Raw genomic sequence first — 4,815 nt, 5'->3', positions numbered from 1 at the left:
CGTCCCAATATTGGGAAATTGGGTTTTTGGGAAATTGGAAAATAGCTTTCGGTTTCAAATCGAAACTGTAAAATTCTTCAACAACATCTGAATCACCTAACTTTCCAATTCAGATTTTTCGTATCTTCGTTTGGCTAAAATCGGACGCGAATTATGGTAAAGGACCCAGAATTACTGAAACAACTGTTGAAAGAAGGAAACATTCTTCCAATGGAAGAAATGCTTGAAATTGCTAAGAAAAAAGGACGCTTGTTGATTGGTATTCCCAAAGAGCTGAGTTTTCAGGAGCGAAGAGTGGCATTGGTTCCCGAAGCAGTTTCGTTTTTAGTGGCGAATGGTCATGATGTTCGTGTTGAGAGAGGGGCTGGTGAATCCAGTAAATTCAGTGATCGTGAATATTCCGAAGCAGGGGCTGAATTGTGTCCTTCCAACAAGGAAATTTTTGAATGTGATATTATTCTGAAAGTTACACCAACTTCAGAAGAAGAAGTGGATTTGTTAAGAGGGAATCAAACTTTGATTTCTGCATTGCAGCTGAGCATCCAACCTAAAAGCATTCTTCAGAAATTAATCGATAAAAAAGTCACAGCAATTGCCTGGGACTACATTCGTGATGAACAGGGAGTTTTCCCGGTCGTTCGTACGATGGGAGAGATTGCCGGAACAACTTCTATTTTGATTGCCGGTGAATTATTGTCTTCGTTTAACGAAGGAAAAGGGATTATGTTGGGCGGAATTGCAGGTGTTCAACCTACCGAAGTCGTGGTTTTGGGAGCAGGAACCGTTGGTGAATTTGCTACGCGCGCTGCAATGGGATTGGGAGCATCTGTTAAGGTTTTCGACAATAGTTTATCACGTTTACGCCGTCTTCAAAACGATTTGGGGTCGCGAATCTATACGTCCGTATTACAACCGAAAGTACTGGCAAAATCAATCATGCGTGCGGATGTAGTAATTGGAGCGATTCGTTCTCCGTTGGGAAAAACACCTTGTGTGGTTTCCGAAGAAATGGTGGAAAACATGAAAGAGGGATCAGTTATCGTAGATGTAAGCATTGATCAGGGCGGTTGTTTTGAAACTTCCCGCGTGACTAATCACAACAACCCGACCTTTGTGAAACACGGAGTTGTTCACTATTGCGTTCCGAATATTGCGTCAAGAGTTCCGCGCACAGCTTCTTTTGCTTTATCAAATATCTTTTCACCGATTTTGATGAATATGGGAGATTCCGGGGGTTGCCTGGATTTGATTCGCAACGATCACGGATTCCGTTCCGGAGTTTACATTTACAAAGGAATTTTGGTAAGTGAAGTTCTGGGCCGCGTTTTCGATCTGAAATACAAGGATATTGATTTGTTGATGATGGGCTTGAAAGGGTAAACAGATTTTAAGATTTTAGGACTGGAATGTTATGTTTAAACAACAATTTAAGTCCTGATGCCTTAATATCCGATATTATCCTCCGCGTTTATTTCCTTTGAATTTCACTTTCTTACCGGTCCACTTGTAGCGTTTCTTGTTGAAATTATCGCTTCCGCGGTTACCTGAATCAAACTTGTAAACAAATCCCAGGTTGTGCTGTAAATAATTTCCTCCACCTAAAGCTCCTCCGGTGAAAGCAAACTTTCCGGATGTTTGGATCTGGAACCCTAATCCACGGAAGAAAAATAAATTCACTCCCAAACCGATATTTCCGGTAAGAGATGTAACACCCGGCATAGCCGTTCGCTGTGTCATCCCGATTCCTAATGAAACGTAAGGATCCAGCCATCGCTGAGTGATAAGCGGATAAAAACTGTATTTGCAATTCAGATCAAGTGCCAAAAAGACTCCCGAACGATTGATCGAATCATTGATTAGTTTTCCCGCGCGGTAAGTAACATATGCACCCGAAAATTCCGCACTGATTCCGTATTTGAAATACTTGTCGACAAAAAGACGGGTAGGGAAATACTCGTAATTCCAGGATTGATTCACGTCAAAAGGCTGGCATAATCCGCGTCCGTCATCTTCTACTGCTGTCCAACTGATACCAATCATCCATGAATAAGGTTTTCGGTTCGTGAAAGCGAAAGGTTGCGCATCAACAAAATCGGAGATCAACAACGTAGTAACAAGTAAGACTGAATGCAGTATCGTCTTTTGAATAGGCATGAATTGTATTTTGCCCCAAATGTATACAGCTTATCTGAATATCCGGCATTTTTTTTGAAAAATGTTGGTATATTCGCCCCAAACAGAATCGCGTGATAAGCAACAATTTAGGACTAAAATGGCCGGAAACCATACTCCAATGGGAGAAAGAATTAGTTCAAAAAGTGGGTTTTCTGACTATGATAGGAAGCTTCAATGTGATTGTCTGCCTGATCGTGTTTAATGTCATTGGATTTCAATCTCTTAACAGTCATTTTTTCGTTGTCTTAGGACTTGCGGCAGGAGTTTTTACACTGATTCGTTTTCGAAAATATGTTGCTGCGTCTTATTTGTTTTTTGCAATCGGGGTTTATATTTTGGGTATTGCCACGCTCTACATGCAGTTGGAAAGCAACGTCCTGATGTATTTTTTTCCGCTGACGCTCTCCATTGTTCAGATTTATGGAAGGAAAGAGCTCTTTAAACACTTAATCGTTTGGGGATTTGTGTATTTCCTTACGATCAGTTTTCTCGTTCTTTTCGGTCATAAGTATTATCCGCATACGATTCGGGTCGAACATATGAATTCCCTCCGGATCTTTAACGGGCTCTTCGCCTTTTTCTGCGGATTGATGCAGATTACGGTTATTACCTGGATGAATATTAAGCAGGAAGAACAAATCCGGAATGTGGTCGAAGAAAAAAGATTGCTTTTGGCAGAATTGTATCACCGGGTAAAAAACAATCTGAATATTGTGACGAGTTTGATCAACATCAAAAAGAATAATTCAGATTCTCAGGAAGTGATTGATGCTTTGGAAGATTGCAGAGGTCGCGTGTATTCGATGGCTTTGGTACATCAACAGATGTATTCCGGATCACGGGTAGGAAATCTGAATATGATGGATTACCTGGTGGAATTGATCCGGAATGTGGAACACGCGTTCGGAGGCGATGCGGATGTCGTTCTGGAAGTTGATTCGGATGAATTGATTCTGCCAATTTCCAAAGCCGTTCCGATTGGTTTGATCATGAATGAATTGATAACGAACTCATACAAACACGGATCTTTACCCGGACAAAAATTGATCGTAACTATTCATGTAGCCCAGGTCGGGAATTCCCTGCAGATCGAATTGTCAGATAATGGTCCCGGAATCAAATCAGATAAACAAAATAATAATACGCTTGGCTTCGAATTGATTCGCTCTTTATGCGAACAAATTGACGCCAGTTTCATCGTTGGCAAAAATAATGATGACGACCCCGGAGCTTTTATTCAGATCAAAGTAATTGATTACAAAGCCAATTCGCAGATTTTTACGTAACACTGAAGAGGTTTCAATCTTATTATTGGTATGATCAAGCTCGTTTTATCACTTATTTCGATGGGTACTTTTCAGAATTTTACCGCCCAGGAAACTGAAAAAAGCTTCTTTGTAGGAAATGTCATTTCCGACACTTCTTCTTGTAAAGATGATGGATATCGTTTCGGATTAACTTCTATTTTAAAGTCAGAATATCCCATTGAGATCCGGTTTATCAACTCAGGTTTCAGAGGCTTTAGCGGAGCGGTATTGTGTTATGATTCTGTTTGGTCAGTAAAAATCAAGTCATTTGACTTTCGTTTAAATGCGATGAACTGGAAGATAAAAGAAGAAACGAGAAACCTGGACTCTCTTTTTTCGGAACTCGTGTCGCATAATATTTTCAGTTTGCCCGATCAAAGTGACCTGAAAATGAAAAGGTATTATTACAATCCGAAAACCGGTGAATTTATTGGTGAAGGCATGGGAGTTGGGTGTGGAGCTCATTATACCATTGAATTCAAAATAGGAGATTGGTACAGAAGATACAGTTGCTCCAGCCCGGAGGCTTTTGCTGAATTTTATCCAAATGTTCACGAACTGAAAGACTATGTAAATATTGTTCGGATCTTTGAGGTATTGATAAAAGAATAAACATGCCTGACTCCCAACTGAATAATTTTCTGTTTATTGACGGTGGTTCATACAACGATGTCAAAAAGGCGTTACGCCAGTGGATTGACTCGTATGAAAATCAATTGAAACCGGATGTGCTTTTCAAATTGTACAAAAATGGTCATGGCAAACATGTAATCCGGGTGGATGGTGATCTGGACAATATGTTATTCTACTTTTTGGTAAATTACATCAGTTACCCGGAGGGAATTGATTACGAAGTAACGGTGGAGGGTTTTACGAAAGGAACCGGAATCAACAAACTGAGAGGGAAGAACCTGCGTGTTTTTCTTCCTGAAATGGATACGGAATACGACAATGTGCTGATTGCTACAGAAGATAATAAGTGCTATAAAATGGATTTTGGAGGGAAGTTCTCCGAAAGTTCTGAAACTCATTTGTATCAAAAACCTTCTTTTGTGATTAGTGAGAATCCTGAAGTCCTGAAAGTACGGTTGAAAAAAGAAAAAAAGGAGAGGGGCGAAGAATATGAGAAAATAGATAAACGATTCAAATGGATTGCGGCAACGATCATTTCGCACATTTGTTGAACCTGTTGATTCTTGGACCATTTTCTGTTGGAGGAGAATTCTCTTTTGGAGAGATTCTGAATTTCCTGTTCGTTTTGACAGCTTTTTGGTTTTATTGGGATGACGAAATACTGAGAGATGAACGGATATATCTGAAATGTGCAGCTTTG

The 4,815-nt window shown here is 40.1% G+C and carries 6 protein-coding genes; 5 read left to right on the top strand and 1 reads right to left on the bottom strand.

The features are described from left to right. The first annotated feature begins 153 nt into the window (after positions 1-153). The gene (locus Q1V93_RS13430) at positions 154-1,380 is read left to right on the top strand and encodes an alanine dehydrogenase (protein WP_300665401.1); all 1,227 of its coding nucleotides are present in this window, start codon (positions 154-156) and stop codon (positions 1,378-1,380) included. A 75-nt stretch (positions 1,381-1,455) separates the two neighbouring features. On the opposite strand, the gene Q1V93_RS13425 is transcribed toward Q1V93_RS13430, so the two are convergent. After that, the gene (locus Q1V93_RS13425) at positions 1,456-2,154 is read right to left on the bottom strand and encodes a hypothetical protein (RefSeq protein WP_300665400.1); all 699 of its coding nucleotides are present in this window, start codon (positions 2,152-2,154) and stop codon (positions 1,456-1,458) included. A 92-nt stretch (positions 2,155-2,246) separates the two neighbouring features. Here Q1V93_RS13425 and Q1V93_RS13420 point away from each other — a divergent pair, with 92 nt between their 5' ends. From Q1V93_RS13420 to Q1V93_RS13405, 4 genes are all read left to right on the top strand, one after another. Beyond that, positions 2,247-3,461 (top strand): sensor histidine kinase, encoded by a 1,215-nt coding sequence (locus tag Q1V93_RS13420; RefSeq protein ID WP_300665399.1) that lies wholly within the window; start codon positions 2,247-2,249, stop codon positions 3,459-3,461. Positions 3,462-3,491: 30 nt separating this feature from the next. Further along, the gene (locus Q1V93_RS13415; RefSeq protein ID WP_300665398.1) at positions 3,492-4,094 is read left to right on the top strand and encodes a hypothetical protein; all 603 of its coding nucleotides are present in this window, start codon (positions 3,492-3,494) and stop codon (positions 4,092-4,094) included. Between the two features lie 2 nt (positions 4,095-4,096). After that, positions 4,097-4,666: a hypothetical protein gene (locus tag Q1V93_RS13410; RefSeq protein ID WP_300665397.1), complete on the top strand. Its 570-nt coding sequence runs from the start codon at positions 4,097-4,099 to the stop codon at positions 4,664-4,666. Next, on the top strand, positions 4,630-4,815 hold a 186-nt coding region (locus Q1V93_RS13405; RefSeq protein WP_300665396.1), incomplete at its 3' end, for a hypothetical protein. The genes Q1V93_RS13410 and Q1V93_RS13405, both read left to right, overlap by 37 nt.

It is taken from the genome of Fluviicola sp. (assembly GCF_030151805.1).
Taxonomy (GTDB): domain Bacteria; phylum Bacteroidota; class Bacteroidia; order Flavobacteriales_D; family Crocinitomicaceae; genus Fluviicola.
This window is presented reverse-complemented; position numbering and strand designations above follow the sequence as displayed.